This window comes from Pseudoxanthomonas putridarboris (assembly GCF_038321125.1).
GTDB classification, from domain to species: Bacteria; Pseudomonadota; Gammaproteobacteria; order Xanthomonadales; family Xanthomonadaceae; genus Pseudoxanthomonas_A; species Pseudoxanthomonas_A putridarboris.
Genome location: NZ_JBBWWT010000002.1, coordinates 113805 through 131813, shown reverse-complemented (window position 1 = coordinate 131813; position 18009 = coordinate 113805). Strand labels below are relative to the sequence as shown.

The 18009-nt window shown below is 68.8% G+C and carries 21 protein-coding genes; 14 read left to right on the top strand and 7 right to left on the bottom strand.

Translation table 11 applies throughout. The annotated features are described in order from the left end of the window. Positions 1 to 377 precede the first annotated feature (377 nt). Complete coding sequence (locus AAD027_RS04690) at positions 378 to 644, top strand: GlsB/YeaQ/YmgE family stress response membrane protein (protein WP_345786435.1); 267 nt, start codon at positions 378 to 380, stop codon at positions 642 to 644. Between the two features lie 57 nt (positions 645 to 701). On the opposite strand, the gene AAD027_RS04685 is transcribed toward AAD027_RS04690, so the two are convergent. Then, positions 702 to 2108, bottom strand: a complete 1407-nt coding sequence (locus AAD027_RS04685) for a mannose-1-phosphate guanylyltransferase/mannose-6-phosphate isomerase (protein ID WP_341724862.1) — start codon at positions 2106 to 2108, stop codon at positions 702 to 704. A 77-nt stretch (positions 2109 to 2185) separates the two neighbouring features. On the opposite strand from AAD027_RS04685, the gene AAD027_RS04680 reads away from it, so the two are divergent. Both AAD027_RS04680 and murU read left to right on the top strand, forming a co-directional pair. Beyond that, on the top strand, positions 2186 to 3199 hold the full coding sequence (locus tag AAD027_RS04680) for an aminoglycoside phosphotransferase family protein (protein ID WP_341724861.1): 1014 nt from the start codon (positions 2186 to 2188) through the stop codon (positions 3197 to 3199). After that, entirely contained in the window at positions 3196 to 3906 is a 711-nt protein-coding gene (gene murU, locus AAD027_RS04675; RefSeq protein ID WP_341724860.1) for an N-acetylmuramate alpha-1-phosphate uridylyltransferase MurU, read from the top strand. Before AAD027_RS04680 ends, murU begins: the two co-directional genes overlap by 4 nt. A 174-nt stretch (positions 3907 to 4080) precedes the next feature. Here the strand turns inward: murU and hda are convergent, their stop codons facing one another. From hda to AAD027_RS04660, 3 genes are read right to left on the bottom strand one after another with little or no spacing between them, the layout of a single operon-like run. After that, positions 4081 to 4779 carry a DnaA regulatory inactivator Hda gene (gene hda / locus AAD027_RS04670; RefSeq protein ID WP_341725394.1) on the bottom strand — a complete coding sequence of 233 codons (699 nt, stop codon included), beginning with the start codon at positions 4777 to 4779 and terminating at the stop codon, positions 4081 to 4083. 11 nt (positions 4780 to 4790) lie between these two features. Next, a complete protein-coding gene (locus AAD027_RS04665; protein WP_341724859.1) occupies positions 4791 to 5957 on the bottom strand; it encodes an AI-2E family transporter in 1167 nt (388 codons plus the stop codon). A 14-nt stretch (positions 5958 to 5971) separates the two neighbouring features. Beyond that, positions 5972 to 7054, bottom strand: a complete 1083-nt coding sequence (locus tag AAD027_RS04660) for a DUF2066 domain-containing protein (RefSeq protein ID WP_425605393.1) — start codon at positions 7052 to 7054, stop codon at positions 5972 to 5974. A 139-nt stretch (positions 7055 to 7193) separates the two neighbouring features. On the opposite strand from AAD027_RS04660, the gene purM reads away from it, so the two are divergent. The 5 genes from purM to AAD027_RS04635 are packed head-to-tail and all read left to right on the top strand — an operon-like array spanning position 7194 to position 10982. Further along, positions 7194 to 8270 (top strand): phosphoribosylformylglycinamidine cyclo-ligase, encoded by a 1077-nt coding sequence (gene purM / locus AAD027_RS04655; protein WP_425605392.1) that lies wholly within the window; start codon positions 7194 to 7196, stop codon positions 8268 to 8270. A 10-nt stretch (positions 8271 to 8280) separates the two neighbouring features. Next, positions 8281 to 8904 carry a DUF2238 domain-containing protein gene (locus tag AAD027_RS04650; protein WP_341724858.1) on the top strand — a complete coding sequence of 208 codons (624 nt, stop codon included), beginning with the start codon at positions 8281 to 8283 and terminating at the stop codon, positions 8902 to 8904. After that, a complete protein-coding gene (gene purN, locus AAD027_RS04645) occupies positions 8901 to 9554 on the top strand; it encodes a phosphoribosylglycinamide formyltransferase (RefSeq protein ID WP_341724857.1) in 654 nt (217 codons plus the stop codon). Before AAD027_RS04650 ends, purN begins: the two co-directional genes overlap by 4 nt. Positions 9555 to 9570: 16 nt before the next feature. Beyond that, positions 9571 to 10290 carry a DUF3108 domain-containing protein gene (locus tag AAD027_RS04640; protein ID WP_425605391.1) on the top strand — a complete coding sequence of 240 codons (720 nt, stop codon included), beginning with the start codon at positions 9571 to 9573 and terminating at the stop codon, positions 10288 to 10290. A gap of 2 nt (positions 10291 to 10292) precedes the next feature. Further along, entirely contained in the window at positions 10293 to 10982 is a 690-nt protein-coding gene (locus AAD027_RS04635; RefSeq protein WP_341724856.1) for a DUF3108 domain-containing protein, read from the top strand. A gap of 47 nt (positions 10983 to 11029) precedes the next feature. On the opposite strand, the gene AAD027_RS04630 is transcribed toward AAD027_RS04635, so the two are convergent. From AAD027_RS04630 to AAD027_RS04620, 3 genes are all read right to left on the bottom strand, one after another. Continuing rightward, positions 11030 to 11365, bottom strand: coding sequence for an EF-hand domain-containing protein (locus AAD027_RS04630; protein ID WP_341724855.1), 336 nt, complete (start codon positions 11363 to 11365; stop codon positions 11030 to 11032). A 2-nt stretch (positions 11366 to 11367) separates the two neighbouring features. Beyond that, positions 11368 to 12639 carry a UDP-N-acetylglucosamine 1-carboxyvinyltransferase gene (murA, locus tag AAD027_RS04625; RefSeq protein WP_341724854.1) on the bottom strand — a complete coding sequence of 424 codons (1272 nt, stop codon included), beginning with the start codon at positions 12637 to 12639 and terminating at the stop codon, positions 11368 to 11370. Between the two features lie 109 nt (positions 12640 to 12748). Then, complete coding sequence (locus AAD027_RS04620) at positions 12749 to 12979, bottom strand: BolA family protein (protein ID WP_341724853.1); 231 nt, start codon at positions 12977 to 12979, stop codon at positions 12749 to 12751. 53 nt (positions 12980 to 13032) lie between these two features. Here AAD027_RS04620 and AAD027_RS04615 point away from each other — a divergent pair, with 53 nt between their 5' ends. From AAD027_RS04615 to AAD027_RS04590, 6 genes are all read left to right on the top strand, one after another. Continuing rightward, positions 13033 to 14037: a KpsF/GutQ family sugar-phosphate isomerase gene (locus AAD027_RS04615; RefSeq protein ID WP_341724852.1), complete on the top strand. Its 1005-nt coding sequence runs from the start codon at positions 13033 to 13035 to the stop codon at positions 14035 to 14037. 108 nt (positions 14038 to 14145) lie between these two features. Continuing rightward, entirely contained in the window at positions 14146 to 14691 is a 546-nt protein-coding gene (locus tag AAD027_RS04610; RefSeq protein ID WP_341724851.1) for a KdsC family phosphatase, read from the top strand. Next, positions 14688 to 15251, top strand: coding sequence for an LPS export ABC transporter periplasmic protein LptC (lptC, locus tag AAD027_RS04605; protein ID WP_341724850.1), 564 nt, complete (start codon positions 14688 to 14690; stop codon positions 15249 to 15251). The genes AAD027_RS04610 and lptC overlap by 4 nt, the downstream gene beginning before the upstream one ends. Next, positions 15229 to 15762 carry a lipopolysaccharide transport periplasmic protein LptA gene (gene lptA / locus AAD027_RS04600; RefSeq protein WP_341724849.1) on the top strand — a complete coding sequence of 178 codons (534 nt, stop codon included), beginning with the start codon at positions 15229 to 15231 and terminating at the stop codon, positions 15760 to 15762. The genes lptC and lptA overlap by 23 nt, the downstream gene beginning before the upstream one ends. Further along, on the top strand, positions 15762 to 16481 hold the full coding sequence (gene lptB, locus AAD027_RS04595; protein WP_341724848.1) for an LPS export ABC transporter ATP-binding protein: 720 nt from the start codon (positions 15762 to 15764) through the stop codon (positions 16479 to 16481). Before lptA ends, lptB begins: the two co-directional genes overlap by 1 nt. 48 nt (positions 16482 to 16529) lie before the next feature. Then, on the top strand, positions 16530 to 17963 hold the full coding sequence (locus AAD027_RS04590; protein WP_341724847.1) for an RNA polymerase factor sigma-54: 1434 nt from the start codon (positions 16530 to 16532) through the stop codon (positions 17961 to 17963). Positions 17964 to 18009: the final 46 nt, after the last annotated feature.

Genomic DNA, 18009 nt, shown 5'->3' with positions numbered 1-18009 from the left:
GGGGCTGTCCTTCCCCCCCCCCCCGTTGTCGGGGGAGAAGAGCCTGCCCCGTACTCGGTACGGGATGGCCGGCAGGCCCGATGACGGGCGACGGAGCCAGTCGACGTGGTGTTCGTGATGATGGATCGAGTGCGAAAAGGTGCTGGAATTCCGCACTCGATGATGCTTCATGCACCGAATCGCAGCGGCGCCGTCGGCCCCTCACCCGCCTTCGGCACCCTCTCCCCGCAGGCGGGGAGAGGGATACGGCTATCCGCCAGCCCATACAAAATTCCGGATACCCCATAACTTTCCCGCATGGCGGGGCAGGATGGCCGGTGCCCGGGCAGTTGGGTTACGCTCCGGACCACCCCCGCATCCCAAACCGGAGCGACTAGATGGAACAGATCTTTGGTGGCGGCATCCTGTGGACCCTGCTGATCGGCTTCCTGGCCGGCCTGCTGGCGCGGGCGATCAAGCCCGGCAACGACAAGCTGGGCATCATCATGACCATCGTGCTGGGCATCGCCGGCGCCTTGCTGGCGCGCTTCGTCGGCGGCTCGCTGGGCTGGTACGGACCGAACGAACCGACCGGCTTCATCGCCTCGGTGATCGGCGCCATCGTCCTGCTCTTCATCTATGCCCTGGTGAAGAAGAAAAGCTGAAACGCCGCCACGGAAAAGCCCCGCATCGCGGGGCTTTTTCCTTGGGCCGCGACGCGTCTACTCGCTGCGTCCGTAGATGTCCGAATAGCGGACGATGTCGTCCTCGCCCAGGTAATCGCCCGACTGCACTTCCACCAGTTCCAGCAGGTCCTTGCCGGGGTTCTCCAGCCGGTGCTTGGCGCCGATGGGGATGTAGGTGGACTGGTTCTCGAACAGCTCGAACACGTCGTTGTCGCGGGTGACGCGCGCGGTGCCCTTGACCACGATCCAGTGCTCGGCGCGATGGTTGTGCGACTGCAGCGACAGCTTGGCGCCCGGCTTCACCTTGATGCGCTTGACCTGGTGGCGGCTGCCCATGTCCACCGAGTCGTAGCTGCCCCAGGGGCGATGCACTTCGCGGTGCAGGATGGCCTGGCTGCGCTGGTCCTGCTTCAACTGCGCGACCACCTGCTTCACGTCCTGCACGCGGTCCTTGCGCGCCACCAGCACGGCGTCGTCGGTTTCGACCACGACGATGTCGTCCAGCCCCACCAGCGCCACCAGCCGCTGCGCGTAGGCATAGCTGTTGCGGCTGTCCACGGCGATGACATCGCCATGGTGGGCGTTGCCGTCGCCATCGCGTTCGGCCACGTCCCACAGCGCGGACCAGCTGCCGACGTCGTTCCAGCCGATGTCCACGGGAAGCACCATCGCGTGCCCGGTCTTCTCCATCACCGCATAGTCGATGGAATCGGACGGACTGGACGCGAACGCCTCCTTGTCCAGCCGGATGAAATCGCCGTCGTGCTTGGCCGCGGCATGCGCGGCGCGCACGGCATCGACGATGTCCGGGCGGAACTGCGCCAGTTCCTCGATGAAGCGGCTGGCACGGAACAGGAACATGCCGCTGTTCCAGTAATAGCCGCCCGCGTCCAGGTAGGCCTGCGCGGTGGCGGCATCCGGCTTCTCGACGAAGCGCAGCACTTTCCGCAAGCCTTCGCCGGCGTCCGCCTGGATGTAGCCGAACCCCGTTTCCGGCGCATCCGGCACGATGCCGAAGGTCACCAGCGCGCCCGCCTCCGCGGCCGGGATGGCCTGGCGCACGGCGCGCTGGAAGCCCGCCACGTCGCGCACCACGTGATCGGAGGGCAGCACCAGCAACAACGGATCGTCTCCCGCCGCCATCGCCTGCAATGCCGCGGCGGCGATCGCCGGCGCGGTGTTGCGGCCGACCGGTTCCAGCACGATGGCCGGCACCGGCGCATCCACCTGCCGCAGTTGCTCGGCGACCAGGAAACGATGTTCCTCGTTCGCCACCACGATCGGCGCGCGGTCGGCCAGTTCGGCGACGCGGCGCCAGGTGGCCTGCACCATGGTGTCGTCGCCGGCCAGCGGCAGGAACTGCTTGGGGTAGGCCTCGCGCGACAACGGCCACAGCCGCGTGCCGGAGCCGCCGGAAAGCAGGACGGGTTGGAGATTGGCCATGCGGCGCAGCCCTCGCAAGTCTGTAGTGGGTCAGTTTACCCTCTACGGCATTAATGCCCTCTGCCGGCCGGAACCGCATGATCGATTCGATTCAGGACTCTTCCCAGCGGGATGCCCAGCGCCTGGACTGGGCGCGCGGCGCGCTGGGCGATCCGCGGGCGCGACTGGAACGGGCGTCGGTGGATGCCGGCCACCGCAGCTACTGGCGCAGTCGCGGGTACGGTCCCCGCCGCATCGTGATGGACTCCCCGCCCGGCCTGGAAGACGTGCGTCCCTGGCTGGCGATGCGCGACCTGCTGGATGCCGGCGGCGTGCGCGTGCCGCAGGTGCTGGCGCGCGACGTGGACAACGGCTTCCTGCTGCTGGAAGACCTCGGCAGCCCGACGCTGGCACGGGCGATGACCGACGACAACGCCGACGGCTGGTTCGATGCCGCCATCGGCCAACTGCTCCGCCTGCAATCCATCGCGCCTCCCGAGGGCATGGGCGAATTCGGCGAGGCACTGCTGCAGCGGGATGCCGGCCTGTTCGACGAGTGGTTCCTGCAACGCCACCTGGGCCTCGCGTTGACCTGCGGCGAGGCCGAGGGGCTGGAACTGGCGCAGCGCCGCCTGATGGACAACGCGCTGTCGCAGGCGCGCGTGCTGACCCACCGCGACTTCATGCCGCGCAACCTGATGCCGGTCACGCCGGGGCCGGCGGTACTGGACTTCCAGGACTGCGTGCGCGGCCCCATCGCCTACGACGCGGTCAGCCTGTTCAAGGATGCGTTCCTGAGCTGGCCCCTGGCGCGCGTGGATGGCTGGTTGGCGCGTTACCACGCGCGGGCGCTGGAGGCCGGCCTGCCCGTGCCGGCACGGGAGGCCTTCCTGCGCGACGCGGACTGGATGGGCATCCAGCGCCATCTCAAGATCCTTGGCATCTTCGCCCGCCTGCACTACCGCGACGGCAAGACGACATACCTGCCCGACGTGCCGCGCTTCATCGCCTACCTGGACGAAGTGCTGCCGCGCCATCCGCAACTCGCGGGACTGCGACGCCTGCTGGACGACCGCATCAAGCCTGCGTTGCGGGCGAAGGCGACTGCATGAAGGCACTGATCTTCGCAGCGGGACTGGGCGAACGCATGCGCCCATTGACCGACCGCACGCCCAAACCATTGCTGGAAGTCGGCGGCAAACCGCTGATCGTCTGGCACCTGGAAAAACTCGCGGCCATCGGCGTGCGGGACGTGGTCATCAACACCAGTTGGCTGGCGGAGCAATTCCCGCAGGCGCTGGGTGGCGGCGAACGCTGGGGCCTGAGCATCGAGTACGCGTACGAAGGGGAAACGCCGCTGGAAACCGGCGGCGGCATGTTGAACGCCCTGCCTTCGCTGGGCGCCGCCCCCTTCCTGCTGGTCAACGGCGACATCTGGACCGACTACGATTTCGACCGGCTGCCGCGCGAACCCGAGGGGTTGGCGCACCTAGTGATGGCGGACCCACCGGGTTACGCGACCCATGGCGATTTCGCGCTGGACGAAGCAGGCCATGTACGCCGCGAAGGCGCGCGACGCCTCACTTACGCCGGCATCGGCGTATACCGGCCTGTCCTGCTCGAACATTGGCAACGGCATGCGGATGGCGATGCCGGCACCGCCGGCAACGGCAAGCCCCGCTTCCGCCTGGCGCCCATCCTGCGCGCCCACATGGATCAAGGCCGCATCGGCGGCGAGCATCACACCGGCCGCTGGACCGATGTGGGCACGCCGCAGCGCCTGGCGCGGTTGGACGAAGAACTGCGCACACTCCTGTAGGAGCGGCTTCAGCCGCGACAGTGGAAACAGGAAACCTTCAGCCGCGGATTGGCACGGATTACGCGGATAGAGCCAATGAAGCTTTATCCGCGTTCACCCGCGTCATCCATCCGTGGTCGACAATGGCTTTTCTGTTTCGGCGGTCGCGGCTGAAGCCGCTCCTACAAGTGCACGTCACAGCACGCTGCGCAGGAACGGCACCGTGATCCGCCGCTGGGCGGCCAGCGAGGCGCGGTCGAGCTTGTCGAGCAGCGCCACCAGCGCGCCGAGATCGCGATCGGTGCGGGTCAGCAGCCAGTCCAGCGCAGCGTCATCCAGCACCAGGCCACGCCGCTGCGCGCGGTCGCGCAACACCTCGCGGCGGCCGTCGTCGTCCAGCGGGTCGAGCATGATGCGCATGCACTGCTGCAGGCGCGAGCGCAGGTCGGGCAGCACCAGGCCTATCCCGGAGGGAATGCCGCGCGCGGTGTAGAGCACGTTGAGGCCGGCGGCGCGCGCACGGTTATGGAAATCGAACAGGGCGACTTCGTCCTCGCGCTCGCCGGCGATCGCTTCCAGCCCGTCCAGCGCGACCACGTCGTGTCCTTCCAGCGCATCCAGGGCCTCGCGCACGCGACCCGCCGCCGCCGCCATCGGCAGGTAGGCGGCACGCCGTCCATGCTGTTCGGCGGCGGCGCACAACGCCAGCGCCAGGTGGGTCTTGCCGGTCCTGGACGCACCGGCAAGATAGATCCATTCGGCGCCCGGCCGGGCGATCAACTCATCCAGCAGCGCCAGCGCCCCCTCGGGCGGGCGGATGAAACTGTCGAAGCGCTGGTCGGGCGGATAGCGCAGCGCCAGCGGGATCTGCGGGCCGATGCCCTGGCCGGTCATGTCGCCACCGCTCACTTGTCTTCAGGTTCGCGCGCCTGCGCCTGGTCGATGCTGCCCTTGTCGATGTAGGAATCCAGCAGGATCGAGGGCCGGTCGCCGGCGTACAGCGGGCTCTGCTTGTAGCGCTCGTGCGCGAAGCGCAGCAGCACGTTGGCCACGGCCGCCACCGGCAACGCCAGCAGCATGCCGAGGAAGCCGAACAACTGGCCGCCGGCCATGATCGAGAAGATCACCGCGACCGGGTGCAGGCCGATGCGGTCGCCGACGATGCGCGGCGTCAGCACGTAGCCTTCCAGCATCTGCCCGGCCACGAACACGCCCAGCACCATCGCCACCAGCGGCCAATCGCCGCCGGACTGCACCAGCGCGGCGATCACGCCCAGCACGATGCCGGTGGCCGTGCCCAGGTACGGCACGAAGCTGATCAGGCCGGCGATGATGCCGATCAGCAGGCCCACCTTCAGGCCCACCACCGACAGGCCGATCGCGTAGATCGCGCCCAGCGCCAGCATCACCAGGAACTGCCCGCGCAGGAACGCGCCCAGCACGTCGTTGGACTCCAGCGCCAGCCGGTTGACGGTGGCGATGTGGTCGCGCGGCACCAGCGCCGCGATGCGCTCCACCAGCGTGTCCCAGTCGCGCAGGAAGTAGAACGTCAGGATCGGCAGCAGCACCAGGTTGGCCACCCACGCCATCACCGCGAAACCCGAGCGCGAGAAGTAGCCGAACATGGTGGCGGCCACGCCGCCGGCCTGCTGCCAGTGCGCGCGCACCCATTCCGTCAGCTTGTCCGGGTCCAGCCACGTGACCAGTTCCAGCCCGGTGCGCTGCTCCACCCACGGCAACGCCTTCTGCACGAACCAGTCGCGGTACGCCGGCAGCGATTCGATCAGCGTCACGATCTGCCGTTCGATCATCGGCACCAGGATCACCAGCGCCAGCACCACCAGCAGCAGCATCAAGGTGAAGACCAGCACCACCGCTATCGTGCGCGAGCGACCGGAACGTTCCAGGCGGTCCACCAGCGGGTCGCCCAGCCAGCCCAGCAAGGCCGCCAGCACGAACGGGGTCAGCACCGGCGCCAGCAGCCAGATCAGCCAGCCGGCGATGACGGCGATCAACAGCCACTGCCAGCGGCGTGCGAGGGTTCCTACCGGTGTAGGGGAAAGATGGTCCATCCAGCGTCCTTGGGTCAGCGCATCTGATAGGCCGGCGGCTCGCCTTCGCCGCCGGTGAAGGGCGCATCGTCGCCCAGCATGCGGCGGAAGCCGGCCAGGCCCGATACCAGTTCCAGGTCCAGTTCCAGCGTGTCGCCGCTGGCGCGCACCGGGGTGATCCGGCGCACCACGGCCATCCTCTGCAGATGGCCGGTCAGGCGCAGGTAGTCGTCGGTGCTGGCGATGCCGCTGAAGACGACGCGGTAGGTGCCGGCGGGGCCGGTGCTGCCGCGCTTGCCGTAACGCTTCACCAGCGCATCGGCCGCGCCATCGGCGCCGGCCGCCATCGCGCGGCGCGCGTCGGCATCGCTCACCGACCACGTCGACAACACCTTGCCGCCGTCCACGAACACCCAGTCGGCGGTCCAGGCGTCCTTGTCGCGATACAGCTTGCCCACCAGTTGCATCGGCGGGCTGTAGCGCGACGACGCGCGCGCGACCGCGGCGGTGTCCTGGCGCCAGATCGCGCCCACCAGGGCCTGTTCCGCCGCGCCACCGGCCGGCAGGCCCAGGCTGAAGCCGCGTTCGACCGCGCGGTTCAGCAGCGGGCGCGCGGCGTTGGACTGCGGCAGCCCGACCAGGCGCGGGCCGCTGCCGTCGTTGATGGCCAGCCATACAACCGGCTTGGGGCGCGGCTGCGGCCAGACCGGCAGGCCCAGCGCGCCGGCCAGCGCATCGACCTGTTCCGGCTCGAAGCGCACGATCAGCGTGGTGCGGAACGTGGGCGCGCCGCTGGGCGAAGTGCCCTGGTCCTGGCGATAGTCGTAACTGGCCACGTAATTCTTCGCGTTGCGCAATTCCGCGCCCACGCCCGGGCGCGCCATGGCCCCGCGGTCGCCGGACAGCTTGCCCAGCACCGTGCCCAGCGCGCGGGCGAAGCCGCCCTGGCGTTCGGCCTCGCCCTGCCCATTGACCGCCACTTCGGCCTGGTAGACGCCTTGCGCAGAGGCGGCGTCGCCCTCCGTGCGCAGGTCGGCCTGGGCCCGGGCGGAGGACGTGGCGGCCAGCGCCATGACCATCAGGGCGGCGGCGAGGGCGATACCTGGAATGCGGCGCATCGAGCGTCCTTGTGCTCTACGGATCATGCGAATTGTTGCCCGAATGGCCCGCCGCCGCCAATGTCGCCCGTTCAGGAGGGCCGCTTCGCCCGCCGATTCCTTTAAAATCGCGCTTCTTCCGCCCCGCCGACGACCGCCCGTGACCCAGCCTACGCCGCCCACCCCCACCCCGATGACCTATCGCGCCGCGGGTGTCGACATCGACGCCGGCAACGAGGTGGTCGAGCGCATCAAGCCGCTGGTCAGGCGCAGCTTCCGCCCGGAGGTGATGGGCGGGCTGGGCGGCTTCGGCGCGCTGTTCGACCTGTCCGGCAAGTACCGCGAGCCGGTGCTGGTGTCCGGCACCGACGGCGTGGGCACCAAGCTGAAGCTGGCCCAGCAACTGGGCCGCCACGACACCATCGGCATCGACCTGGTCGGCATGTGCGTGAACGACGTGCTGGTGCAGGGCGCCGAGCCGTTGTTCTTCCTCGACTACTTCGCCACCGGCAAGCTGGACGTGGACACCACGGTGGCCGTGGTCGGCGGCATCGCCCGCGGCTGCGAACTGGCCGGCTGCGCGCTGATCGGCGGCGAGACCGCCGAGATGCCCGACATGTACGGCCCCGGCGAATACGACCTGGCCGGCTTCACCGTCGGCGCGGTGGAGAAATCCCGCCTGCTGGACGGCGCCCAGGTACGCGCCGGCGACGTGCTGGTGGGCATCGCATCCAGCGGCCCGCACTCCAACGGCTATTCGCTGGTGCGCCGCATCTACGACCGCGCCGGCCGGCCGGCCGACATCGAGGTCGGCGGCGTGAAGCTGGCCGACGCGCTGATGGCGCCGACCACGCTGTACGTGAAGCCGGTGCTGGAACTGCTGAAGGCGCACGGTGATGCGCATCCCCGTGCGGAATCTCCGATACACGCGATGGCGCACATCACCGGCGGCGGCCTGACCGAGAACATCATCCGCGTCATCCCCGACGGCCTGGGCCTGGACATCGACGCCAGCGCGTGGACGCTGCCGCCGGTGTTCGACTGGCTGCAGCGCGAGGGCGCGGTGGAGGACAGCGAGATGTGGCGCACCTTCAACTGCGGCATCGGCTTCGTGCTGGTGGTCGCGCCCGACCGGTTGACGGCCGTCGAAGCCGACCTGGCCCGCCTGCAACTGGCGCACTGGCGCATCGGCGAAGTCGTGCCGGCCAGCGGTGCCGAGCGCGTGAAGATCGGCTGACCCAGGCCCCATGCAGCCCGCGAAGAAGGCGGCGTTCGCGCTCACCTGGGTCGTGTTCGCGGCCAGCTGGATCGCCCCGCGCTGGCCGCTGGAACAGGCGATGCACAGCAGCCTGACCGTGCTGGGGCTGGTCTGGCTGTGGCGGCACGACCGCCGCTGGCCGCTGCGGCCGTCCCACTTCGCATTGATCTGCGGCTTCATCATGGCGCACTGCATCGGCGCGCGCTGGCTGTATTCCAACGTGCCCTACGAGCAATGGTCGCAGGCGCTGTTCGGCTGGTCGCCCGCGGAAACGTTCGGCTGGCGGCGCAACCACTTCGACCGCTTCATCCACCTGGTGTATGGCCTGTGCTTCACGCCGGCCGCGTGGCATTGGCTGCGCCAGCGCTGGCCACGGCTGTCGGTGCGGCAGGCCTTCATCCTGGCGGTGATGCTGATCATGTGCACCAGCCTGGTCTACGAATGGATGGAATGGGGCATCGCACTGCTGCTGTCGCCGGAAGCGGCCGAATCCTACAACGGCCAGCAGGGCGACATGTGGGACGCCCATGCCGACATGCTGCTGGCGACCGTGGGCGCGTTGCTGGCCTGGCCGCTGGCGCGCGCCGAACGCGGACCGCGGGTGGCGCGATGACCGCCCGCATCGCCGTGCTGGCCTCCGGCCGTGGCAGCAACCTGCAGGCCATCCTGCGCGCCATCGCGGCGGGCCGGCTGGACGCGGACGTGGTGGGCGTGTTCTCCGACAGACCGAACGCCCCCGCGCTGCGGCAGGTTCCGGCCGGGCGCCGCTGGAGCGCCAGACCCACCGCCTTTCCCGACCGTGCGGCCTACGAATCCGCGCTGGCCGACACGGTGGCCGATGCGCGGCCGGACTGGGTGGTTTGCGCGGGCTACATGCGCATCCTGGGCGATGCCTTCATCGCCCGCTTCCGGGGACGCCTGCTGAACATCCATCCCTCGCTGCTGCCGAAATACCGTGGCCTGCACACCCATGCCCGCGCGCTGGAGGCCGGCGATGCCGAGCATGGCGCCAGCCTGCACTTCGTCGTGCCTGAACTGGATGCAGGCGCGGTGATCGCCCAGGTCCGGGTACCCGTGCAATCCGGCGACACCCCGGAAACACTGGCGGCACGCCTGCTGCCGCGCGAACACGCGTTGCTGACGGCCACCTTGGCGCTGGCCACGACGGGCGCGCTTTCTGAACAGGGCGACATGGCCTACTGTCATGGTCAGCCCTTATTAAAACCGCTGTCCCTAGATTCTGCAGATTGTCTGCTGCCCTGACCCCTCTGCCCCTCCGATGCGTGCCCCCTTCCCCCGACTCCTGCTGCTTGGCCTGTGCCTGGCCGGACCGGCGCTTCCCGCGCTGGCACTGGAGCCGTTCGTCGCCAGCTACCAGGCGTACAACGAGGGCAAGCTGGCCGGCAGCGCCACCATGAAGGTGGCCGACCGCGATGCGCGCCAGTGGCAGATCGACCTGAAAGTGAAAGGCACGCGCGGTTTCGCCCGCCTGGCCGGCCTGAACATCGAACAGAGCACCGTTTTCGACACCGTCGGCGAGGACTTCCGCCCGCTCAGCCAGGCCACCGTGCGCCATGCCCTGTTCATGGGCAAGAAGATGGTGGGCACCTACGACTGGAATGCGAACACCGCGCAGTGGCAGGGCGACATCAAGAAGAACCGCCGCGCGCCGCTGCCGCTGCAGTCCGGCGACATGAGCGCGCTGCTGATGAACCTGGCGGTGATCCGCGACGCCGCGCCGGGCCGCCAGCTGAACTACCGGGTGGTGGACAATGGCCGCGTACGCGACTACCAATATGTGGTAGCCACCGAGCCGGAAACCATCGCCGTCGAGGACCTCAGCTACAGCGCCCTGCGCGTGAGCCGGGCCAACGGCGGCCACGACGAGACGATTTTCTGGGTCGCCGACGGCGTCCCCACCCCCGTGCGCATCCTGCAGCGGGAGAACGGCCAGGACACCATCGATCTGCGCCTGGTCGAATACCAAGGAGTGCCATGAGCATGAAGACCACCGCCTTCACCCCCCTCCGCCTGCTGGCAGCCACCGCCGTGCTCGCCGCGTCCAGTGCCCCGGCGCTGGCCATCGAAGGCTTCACCGCACAGTACCAGGCCAGCGCGCTGGGCATGTCCGGCGAGGGCCAGATGGTGCTGGCGCCACAGGGCGACAACCGCTGGCAGTACACGCTCAGCGTGCGCAACCAGGCCGTGGACCTGAGCCAGAAGACCGTGTTCGACGAATACGACGGCCGCCTGCGCCCGCTGTCCAGCAGCGACAGCTCGCGCCTGCTGATCAAGAAGAAGAACGTCAACACCGTGTACGACTGGGGCAAGGCGCAGGCCACCTGGTCCGGCGACGTGAAGCCCGACCGCGCCGGCCCGGTGAAGCTGCAGGCCGGCGACATGGATGCGCTGCTGGTCAACCTGGCCATCGTGCGCGATGTCGCCGCCGGCAAGCCGTTGAACTACCGCATGGTCGAGAACGGCCGCGCCAAGCCGATGGTCTACCAGGTCGCCGGCAAGGAACGCATCACCGTCGGCGGACGGGCGCAGGACGCCACCAAGGTGGTGCGCACCGACGGCGACAAGCAGACTATCGTCTGGATCGTGCCGGACACGCCGGTGCCGGCGCGCATCCTGCAGCGCGAGAACGGTCAGGATGCGATCGACCTGCACCTGAAATCGTGGCGTTGAGCCGATTCATGCCATGACGGAAAAAGCCCGGCGATGCCGGGCTTTTTTCATTCCTTCCCGCTGGCGGCGCCGGCGTCGAAGACGGTCTTGCAGTCCATGCGGATGGTTTCACCGTTGCGGCGCCACGCGAAGGTATTGCACTGGCGCGGGCCCTCCTTGGTCTGCTTGACCACCACGGCGTAGAACGCCTGGGCGATTTCCGATTCGGTGACCGTGCCGTCGCCGTTCCAGTCCATGTCTTCGCTGGAGATGCCGTGCGTGCCGGCCGCGCCGGTGAAGTGCAGCCACGCCATCGCCGCCAGCAACACGGCGACGAAGCCCAGCAGCACCTTGCGGCGCAGGGAGAAACGCGGGCGGGCGGCAGGTGTCGGGAAGCCGGCCATGCTCACGACACCCGCCGGATCTTCGCGCCGAGCGCACCGAGTTTCTCCTCGATGTTCTCGTAGCCGCGGTCCAGGTGGTAGATGCGGTCGATGATGGTATCGCCGCCCGCCACCAGGCCGGCCAGGATCAACGATGCCGAGGCGCGCAGGTCCGTCGCCATGACCGGCGCGCCGCTGAGCCTGTCCACGCCGCGCACGATGGCGGTATGGCCCTCCACGCGGATGTCCGCGCCCAGGCGCAGCAGTTCGTTGACGTGCATGAAGCGGTTCTCGAAGATCGTCTCGTTGATCACGCCCACGCCGTCGGCCACGCAGTTCAGGGCCATGAACTGCGCCTGCATGTCGGTGGGGAACGCCGGGTACGGCGCGGTGGTCAGGCTGACCGCCTTCGGGCGCTTGCCCTGCATGTCCAGGGTGATGCTGCCGGCGGCGGTCCCGACCACCGCACCGGCTTCCTTCAGCTTGTCCAGCACCGCTTCCAGCGTGTCCGGGCGCGCTTGCCGGGCCGTGATCCTGCCGCCGGTCATCGCTGCGGCCACCAGGAAGGTGCCGGTTTCGATGCGGTCGGGCACTACCGAATGGCGACCGCCGCCCAAGCGTTCGACACCATGGATGACGATGCGCGAGGTGCCGGCGCCTTCGATCCTGGCGCCCAGCGCGTTGAGGCATTCGGCCAGATCGGTGACCTCCGGCTCCATCGCGGCGTTCTCCAGCACCGTGGTGCCTTCGGCCAGCGTGGCGGCGGCCATGACGTTCTCGGTGCCGGTCACGGTGACCATGTCGAACACGAAGCGCGCCCCCTTCAGCCGCGCCGCGCGCGCCTTGATGTAGCCGTTCTCGACGGTGATCTCCGCGCCCAGCGCCTGCAGGCCCTTGATGTGCTGGTCCACCGGCCGCGAGCCGATCGCGCAGCCGCCGGGCAGCGACACCACCGCGGCGCCGTGGCGCGCGACCAGCGGCCCCAGCACCAGGATGGAGGCGCGCATGGTCTTGACCAGTTCGTACGGCGCCACGAAACGGCTGACGGTGGTGGGGTCCACGGTGATGCCGCGCCCCTTCGCCAGCGTGCCCTCGTCGATGCTGATGCCGGCGCCCAGTTCGCCCAGCAGCTTCACGGTGGTGACCACATCGTGCAGGTGCGGCACGTTGGTGATCTCCACCGGCGCATCGGCCAGCAGGGTGGCGCACAGGATCGGCAGCACCGCGTTCTTGGCGCCGGAAATGGTGACTTCGCCGTTGAGCGGGTTGCCGCCGGTGACGATGATTTTCTGCATGGATATGGGGTTCTTGGTTGCGGGTTGCAGGTTCTTGGTTACGGACGCGCGGCGCGGATCGGGATTCCTGTTGCCGCCAGCAACCGGGAACCGACAACCAGCAACCTGTTCAGCCCGCTTCTTCGGGGGTCAGCGTCTTCAGCGCCAGGGCGTGGATGGCGCCGCCCATCAGCTCGCCCAGCGTGGCGTAGACCAGCCGGTGCCGGGCCAGCGGCAGCTTGCCGCGGAAGGCCTCGGTCACCACGGTGGCCTCGAAATGCACGCCATCGTCGCCCTGCACCTCGGCACGGGCCCCGGGCAGGCCGGATTCGATCAGTTTACGGATGGTTTCGGCGTCCAACGGGCTTTCCTAATAAAATACCCGGCCATTCTACCCTCGGCGCCCGCCTCCGCATGTCCCAGCCGCTTCCCCTGACCGAGTCCGTCACGCCCGCCAGCCTGGCGGCCAGCGGGCGTCGCGTCATCGAGATCGAGGCCCGCGCGCTGGATGCGTTGGCCGCGCGCATCGACGGCGCCTTCTCGGCCGCCTGCCAGGCCATCCTCGACAGCCATGGCCGCGTGGTCTGCACCGGCATGGGCAAGTCCGGCCATGTCGCCCGCAAGATCGCCGCCACCCTGGCCTCCACCGGCACGCCCGCCTTCTACGTGCACCCGGGCGAAGCGGGCCATGGCGACCTGGGCATGATCACCGATGCCGATGTGGTGCTGGCGTTGTCGTATTCCGGCGAATCGGACGAAGTGCTCATGCTGCTGCCCGTGCTCAAGCGCCAGGGCAACACCGTCATCGCGATGACCGGCCGCCCGCAGTCCACGCTGGCGCGCGAGGCCGACGTGCACCTGGACGTCAGCGTGCCGGCCGAAGCCTGCCCGCTGGACCTGGCGCCGACCAGCAGCACCACCGCCTCGCTGGCGATGGGCGATGCGCTGGCGGTCGCGTTGCTGGATGCGCGCGGCTTCACCGCCGACGACTTCGCCCGTTCGCACCCGGCCGGCAGCCTGGGCCGCCGCCTGCTGCTGCACATCACCGACGTGATGCATGCCGGCGACGACGTGCCGCGCATCGACGAAGGCGCCACGCTGAGCGAGGCGCTGGTGGAAATGAGCCGCAAGCGCCTCGGCATGACCGCCGTGGTGGACAGCGATGGCGCGCTGGTGGGCCTGTTCACCGACGGCGACCTGCGCCGCACGCTGGACAATCCAGCGCTGGACCTGCGCGGCACCCGGATCGGCGAGGTCATGACCCGGCAGCCGAAGACCATCGGCGCCGACCAGCTCGCGGTGGAAGCGGCGCGGTTGATGGAGACCCACAAGATCAGCGGCCTGATCGTGGTGGACGATGAACAACGCCCGGTCGGCGCCTTGAACATTCACGACCTGTTGCGTGCCCGCGTGGTGTAACAAACGCCGGGATTGGGGATTCGGGATTGGAGAGGCAAGCACATGTGTCCTGCCCTGCAATCGCACGAATCCCGAATCCCGAATCCCGAATCCCGAATTTCCCACCCCATGCCCCTATCCCACCTGCACGCCCTCGACGACGATCTGTTGGCCCGCGCCGCGCGCATCCGGCTGGCGTGCTTCGACGTGGACGGCACGTTGACCGACGGCCGCCTGTATCTGGATGGCGAGGGGCATGAACAGAAAGCCTTCCATGTGCAGGATGGACAGGGCCTGGTGCTGCTGAAGCGCGCCGGCATCGAGGTCGCCTTCATCACCGCGCGCGGCGGCACTGCCGCCGTGGCCCGTGGCCACGAACTCGGCGCGCAAGTGTTCATCGGCGTCAAGGACAAGCTGGCCCAGGTGAAGGCGTTGTGCGAGGGCCTGGGCATCACCCTGGAACAGGTCGCCTTCATGGGCGACGACCTGCCGGACGTGCCGCCGTTCCGGGCGGTCGGCCTGGCCATCGCCCCGGCCAATGCCCATGCGTGGACCGCGGCGCACGCGCACTGGCAGACCCGCCGCAGCGGTGGCGAGGGCGCCGCCCGCGAGGCCTGCGACCTGCTGCTGGGCGCGCAGGGACGCGCCCCGGCCTTCGAAGGAGCCACCGCATGAGCTGGCGCACCACCCTCGGCCTGGTCCTGCTGCTGGCCGCCATCGTCAGCGGCTGGTCGGCGTGGAAGAACCGCGACATCCCGGAGCCGGACCGCGCGGCGGCCGACCGCTCGGACTACGTGATGCGCGATTTCGAGATGATCGCGCTGAACAGCCAGGGCATCGAGGCCATGGCCGTGCGCGCGCCGGAAATGGCCCGCAACCCGGCCGACCAGACCTTCACCATCACCACGCCGCTGTTCCTGCTGCCCGAGGAAGACGGCCGCTCCTGGGAACTGCGGTCCAAGACCGGCTGGTTGTCGGCCAAGGGCGAGGAACTGCGGCTGCGCGGGGACGTGCACGGCACGCCGCCGAAGGGCAGCCCCCATACGATGCAGTTCCGCACCCAGCAGCTGAACGTCTTCCCCGACCGCGACCTGGCCCAGTCCGACGATACGGTGACCATCACCCAGCCCGGCTCTATACTCACCGGTCGTGGTTTTGAGACCAACCTCAAGACCAAAGCCTTCGTCTTCAAGTCCCAGGTCAAGTCCGTCTATGCGCCTCCGTCTGCCCGCTAACGCCACCCGGCTGCCGTTCCTGCTGCTTGCGGCAGGCGTCCTGCTCGCGCCGGCGACGGTGCTGGCCAAGTCGTCCGACCGCAACCAGGACATGATCCTGGACTCCAACCGCACCGAAGGCGTGCTGGACGGCAACAGCACCACCACCTGGATCGGCAACGTCAACCTGAAACAGGGCACGCTGGAGATCAGCGCCGAGCGCGCCGAACTGACCCAGCGCAACGGCGACCCGTCGCACGCCGTGTTCACCGGCAAGCAGGTCAAGATGCGCCAGCAACTGGACGACGGCGGCTGGATGGACGCCCAGGCCGACCGCGTCGAGTACAACATGGCCTCGGAAACCATCACCTTCATCGGCAACTACACGGTGAAGTCCGACCGCGGCTCCAACACCGGCCAGCGCATGGTCTACAACACCGTGACCGGCAACATCCAGAGCGGCGGCGACGGCACCCGCGTGCGCACCGTCATCAAGCCCAAGTCCGCTCAGGACGCGCAGGGCAAGAACTGATGTTGACCGCCAAGGGACTGCGCAAGCGCTACAAGCAGCGCGAGGTCGTCGGCGATTTCGGCCTGACCCTGGAGGCCGGCGAAGTGGTCGGCCTGCTCGGCCCGAACGGCGCCGGCAAGACCACCTGCTTCTACATGATCGTCGGCCTGGTGGCCGCCGATGCCGGCAGCATCGAGCTGGACGGCAAGGACATCACCGCCGAACCCATGTACCGTCGCGCCAAGCTGGGCGTGGGCTACCTGCCGCAGGAACCCTCGGTGTTCCGCAAGCTGTCCGTGTCCGACAACATCCGGCTGGTGCTGGAGCTGCGCGAGGACCTGGACGCGGCCGGCATCGAGCGCGAACTGGCCTCGCTGCTGGACGAACTGCAGATCGCCCACGTCGCGGAACAGCTTGGCGCCAGCCTGTCCGGCGGCGAGCGCCGCCGCTGCGAGATCGCCCGCGCCCTGGCCGCCAAGCCGCGCCTGATGCTGCTGGACGAACCCTTCGCCGGCGTGGACCCCATCTCGGTGGGCGAGATCCAGCGGATCGTGAAACACCTCAAGGATCGCGGCATCGGCGTGCTGATCACCGACCACAACGTGCGCGAAACCTTGGGAATCTGCGACCGGGCGTATATCCTCAATGCCGGGAGCGTACTGGCGCAGGGGGCGCCGGACGCGTTGCTGGCCAATCCGGACGTGCGTCGGGTCTATCTGGGGGATGCGTTCCGCCTGTGACCCGCGCGGCGCGTGCCTGTTGGCTCCTACGCGTTTCATGGGTCGGGAATGAAGCCACGCCTGCAGACATCGCTGGGACAGCAGTTGGTCATGACGCCGCAGTTGCGCCAGGCCATCCGGCTGCTGCAGATGTCGACCGCCGAACTGGAAATCGAGCTGACCGAAGCGATCGAGTCCAATCCGCTGCTGGACTGGGCCGAGAACAGCGAAGCTCCCGCCCCTTCCGAAGCGGGCAGCGAGCACGACGCACAGGCAAGCGCACCGGAGGACGATCGCGACACGCTGGCCCGTGACGACGACTGGTCGCCCGACGAGGGTCCCTGGGCCACCTCGGGCGGTGGCGGTTCCTTCGACGACGATGAAGGCGGCAGCCAGGCCGAACGCGTCGCCGAAGTCGATACGCTCCACGATCACCTGCTGTGGCAGCTGCACCTGTCGCACCTGTCCGCGCGCGACCGCCGCATCGGCGCGGCGCTGATCGACGCGCTGGAGGACGACGGTTACCTGCGCGAACCGCTGGCCGACATCGCGCAGGCATTGCGCCCCGAAACCGAGGCCGGCGAAGACGAGATCCTGGTGGTCCTGCACCAGTTGCAGCGCTTCGATCCGGTCGGCGTGGCCGCGCGCACGCTGGGCGAGTGCCTGCACCTGCAATTGTCGGTACTGAGCGACGACACCCCCGGCAAGGCCCTGGCGCTGAAGATCGCCGACACTGCGCTGGAACGCCTGCCGCGCAGCGGCGCGGCCGGGCTGGCGCAGGAACTCAAGCGGCCGGTGGCCGAGGTGGAGGAAGCCGTGCAGCTGCTGCGCACGCTGGACCCCAAGCCGGGCGCGCAGGTGGGCGAGCTTTCGCACGACACCTACGTGGTGCCCGACTGCGTGGTGTGGCGCCAGCGCGGCGTCTGGCGGGCGGCGCTGGCCGGCAACACGCTGCCGCGGGTCACCATCCACCGCGGCTACGAACAGATGATCCGCCAATGCGGCGAAAGCGACGCCGGCTACCTGAAGGGCCAGTTGCAGGAAGCGCGCTGGCTGCTGAAGAGCCTGGAAGCGCGCGGCGAAACCCTGCTGAAGGTCACCCGCTGCCTGCTGCGCCAGCAGTCCGGGTTCCTCGAATTCGGCGAACAAGCGCTGCGTCCGCTGACCCTGCGCGACGTGGCCGAGGAAGTCGGCCTGCACGAATCCACGGTTTCACGCGCCATCGCCCGCAAGTACGTGCGCACGCCGCGTGGAACACTGCCGTTGCGGGCCTTCTTCGCCTCCGGCATCGACACCGACGGCGGCGGCGAGGCCTCCAGCACGGCCATACAGGCCATGATCCGCCGGCTGGTGGAAAGCGAGAACCCGCGCAAGCCGCTGTCCGACGCCAAGCTGGCCGACCTGCTGAAGGCGTCCGGCGTGCCCGTCGCGCGCCGCACCGTGGCCAAGTACCGCGAAGCGATGAACATCCTGTCCTCGCACGAACGCGTTCGCATCGCCTGACCTGCCGCGCATCTCGAATGTGACGCGCACGACATCGCGTCCATAC

What these genes read in the sequence shown, in the direction of transcription:
- AAD027_RS04590 (WP_341724847.1), top strand. Translation starts at nt 16,530, where the DNA reads ATGAAGCCACGCCTGCAGACATCGCTGGGACAGCAGTTGGTCATGACG.
- lptC (WP_341724850.1), top strand. Translation starts at nt 14,688, where the DNA reads ATGAGCTGGCGCACCACCCTCGGCCTGGTCCTGCTGCTGGCCGCCATC.
- AAD027_RS04660 (WP_425605393.1), bottom strand. Translation starts at nt 7,054, where the DNA reads ATGCGCCGCATTCCAGGTATCGCCCTCGCCGCCGCCCTGATGGTCATG.
- AAD027_RS04610 (WP_341724851.1), top strand. Translation starts at nt 14,146, where the DNA reads ATGCCCCTATCCCACCTGCACGCCCTCGACGACGATCTGTTGGCCCGC.
- AAD027_RS04635 (WP_341724856.1), top strand. Translation starts at nt 10,293, where the DNA reads ATGAAGACCACCGCCTTCACCCCCCTCCGCCTGCTGGCAGCCACCGCC.
- lptB (WP_341724848.1), top strand. Translation starts at nt 15,762, where the DNA reads ATGTTGACCGCCAAGGGACTGCGCAAGCGCTACAAGCAGCGCGAGGTC.
- purN (WP_341724857.1), top strand. Translation starts at nt 8,901, where the DNA reads ATGACCGCCCGCATCGCCGTGCTGGCCTCCGGCCGTGGCAGCAACCTG.
- AAD027_RS04685 (WP_341724862.1), bottom strand. Translation starts at nt 2,108, where the DNA reads ATGGCCAATCTCCAACCCGTCCTGCTTTCCGGCGGCTCCGGCACGCGG.
- AAD027_RS04665 (WP_341724859.1), bottom strand. Translation starts at nt 5,957, where the DNA reads ATGGACCATCTTTCCCCTACACCGGTAGGAACCCTCGCACGCCGCTGG.
- AAD027_RS04690 (WP_345786435.1), top strand. Translation starts at nt 378, where the DNA reads ATGGAACAGATCTTTGGTGGCGGCATCCTGTGGACCCTGCTGATCGGC.
- AAD027_RS04680 (WP_341724861.1), top strand. Translation starts at nt 2,186, where the DNA reads ATGATCGATTCGATTCAGGACTCTTCCCAGCGGGATGCCCAGCGCCTG.
- AAD027_RS04615 (WP_341724852.1), top strand. Translation starts at nt 13,033, where the DNA reads ATGTCCCAGCCGCTTCCCCTGACCGAGTCCGTCACGCCCGCCAGCCTG.
- murU (WP_341724860.1), top strand. Translation starts at nt 3,196, where the DNA reads ATGAAGGCACTGATCTTCGCAGCGGGACTGGGCGAACGCATGCGCCCA.
- AAD027_RS04630 (WP_341724855.1), bottom strand. Translation starts at nt 11,365, where the DNA reads ATGGCCGGCTTCCCGACACCTGCCGCCCGCCCGCGTTTCTCCCTGCGC.
- AAD027_RS04640 (WP_425605391.1), top strand. Translation starts at nt 9,571, where the DNA reads ATGCGTGCCCCCTTCCCCCGACTCCTGCTGCTTGGCCTGTGCCTGGCC.
- AAD027_RS04650 (WP_341724858.1), top strand. Translation starts at nt 8,281, where the DNA reads ATGCAGCCCGCGAAGAAGGCGGCGTTCGCGCTCACCTGGGTCGTGTTC.
- hda (WP_341725394.1), bottom strand. Translation starts at nt 4,779, where the DNA reads ATGACCGGCCAGGGCATCGGCCCGCAGATCCCGCTGGCGCTGCGCTAT.
- lptA (WP_341724849.1), top strand. Translation starts at nt 15,229, where the DNA reads ATGCGCCTCCGTCTGCCCGCTAACGCCACCCGGCTGCCGTTCCTGCTG.
- murA (WP_341724854.1), bottom strand. Translation starts at nt 12,639, where the DNA reads ATGCAGAAAATCATCGTCACCGGCGGCAACCCGCTCAACGGCGAAGTC.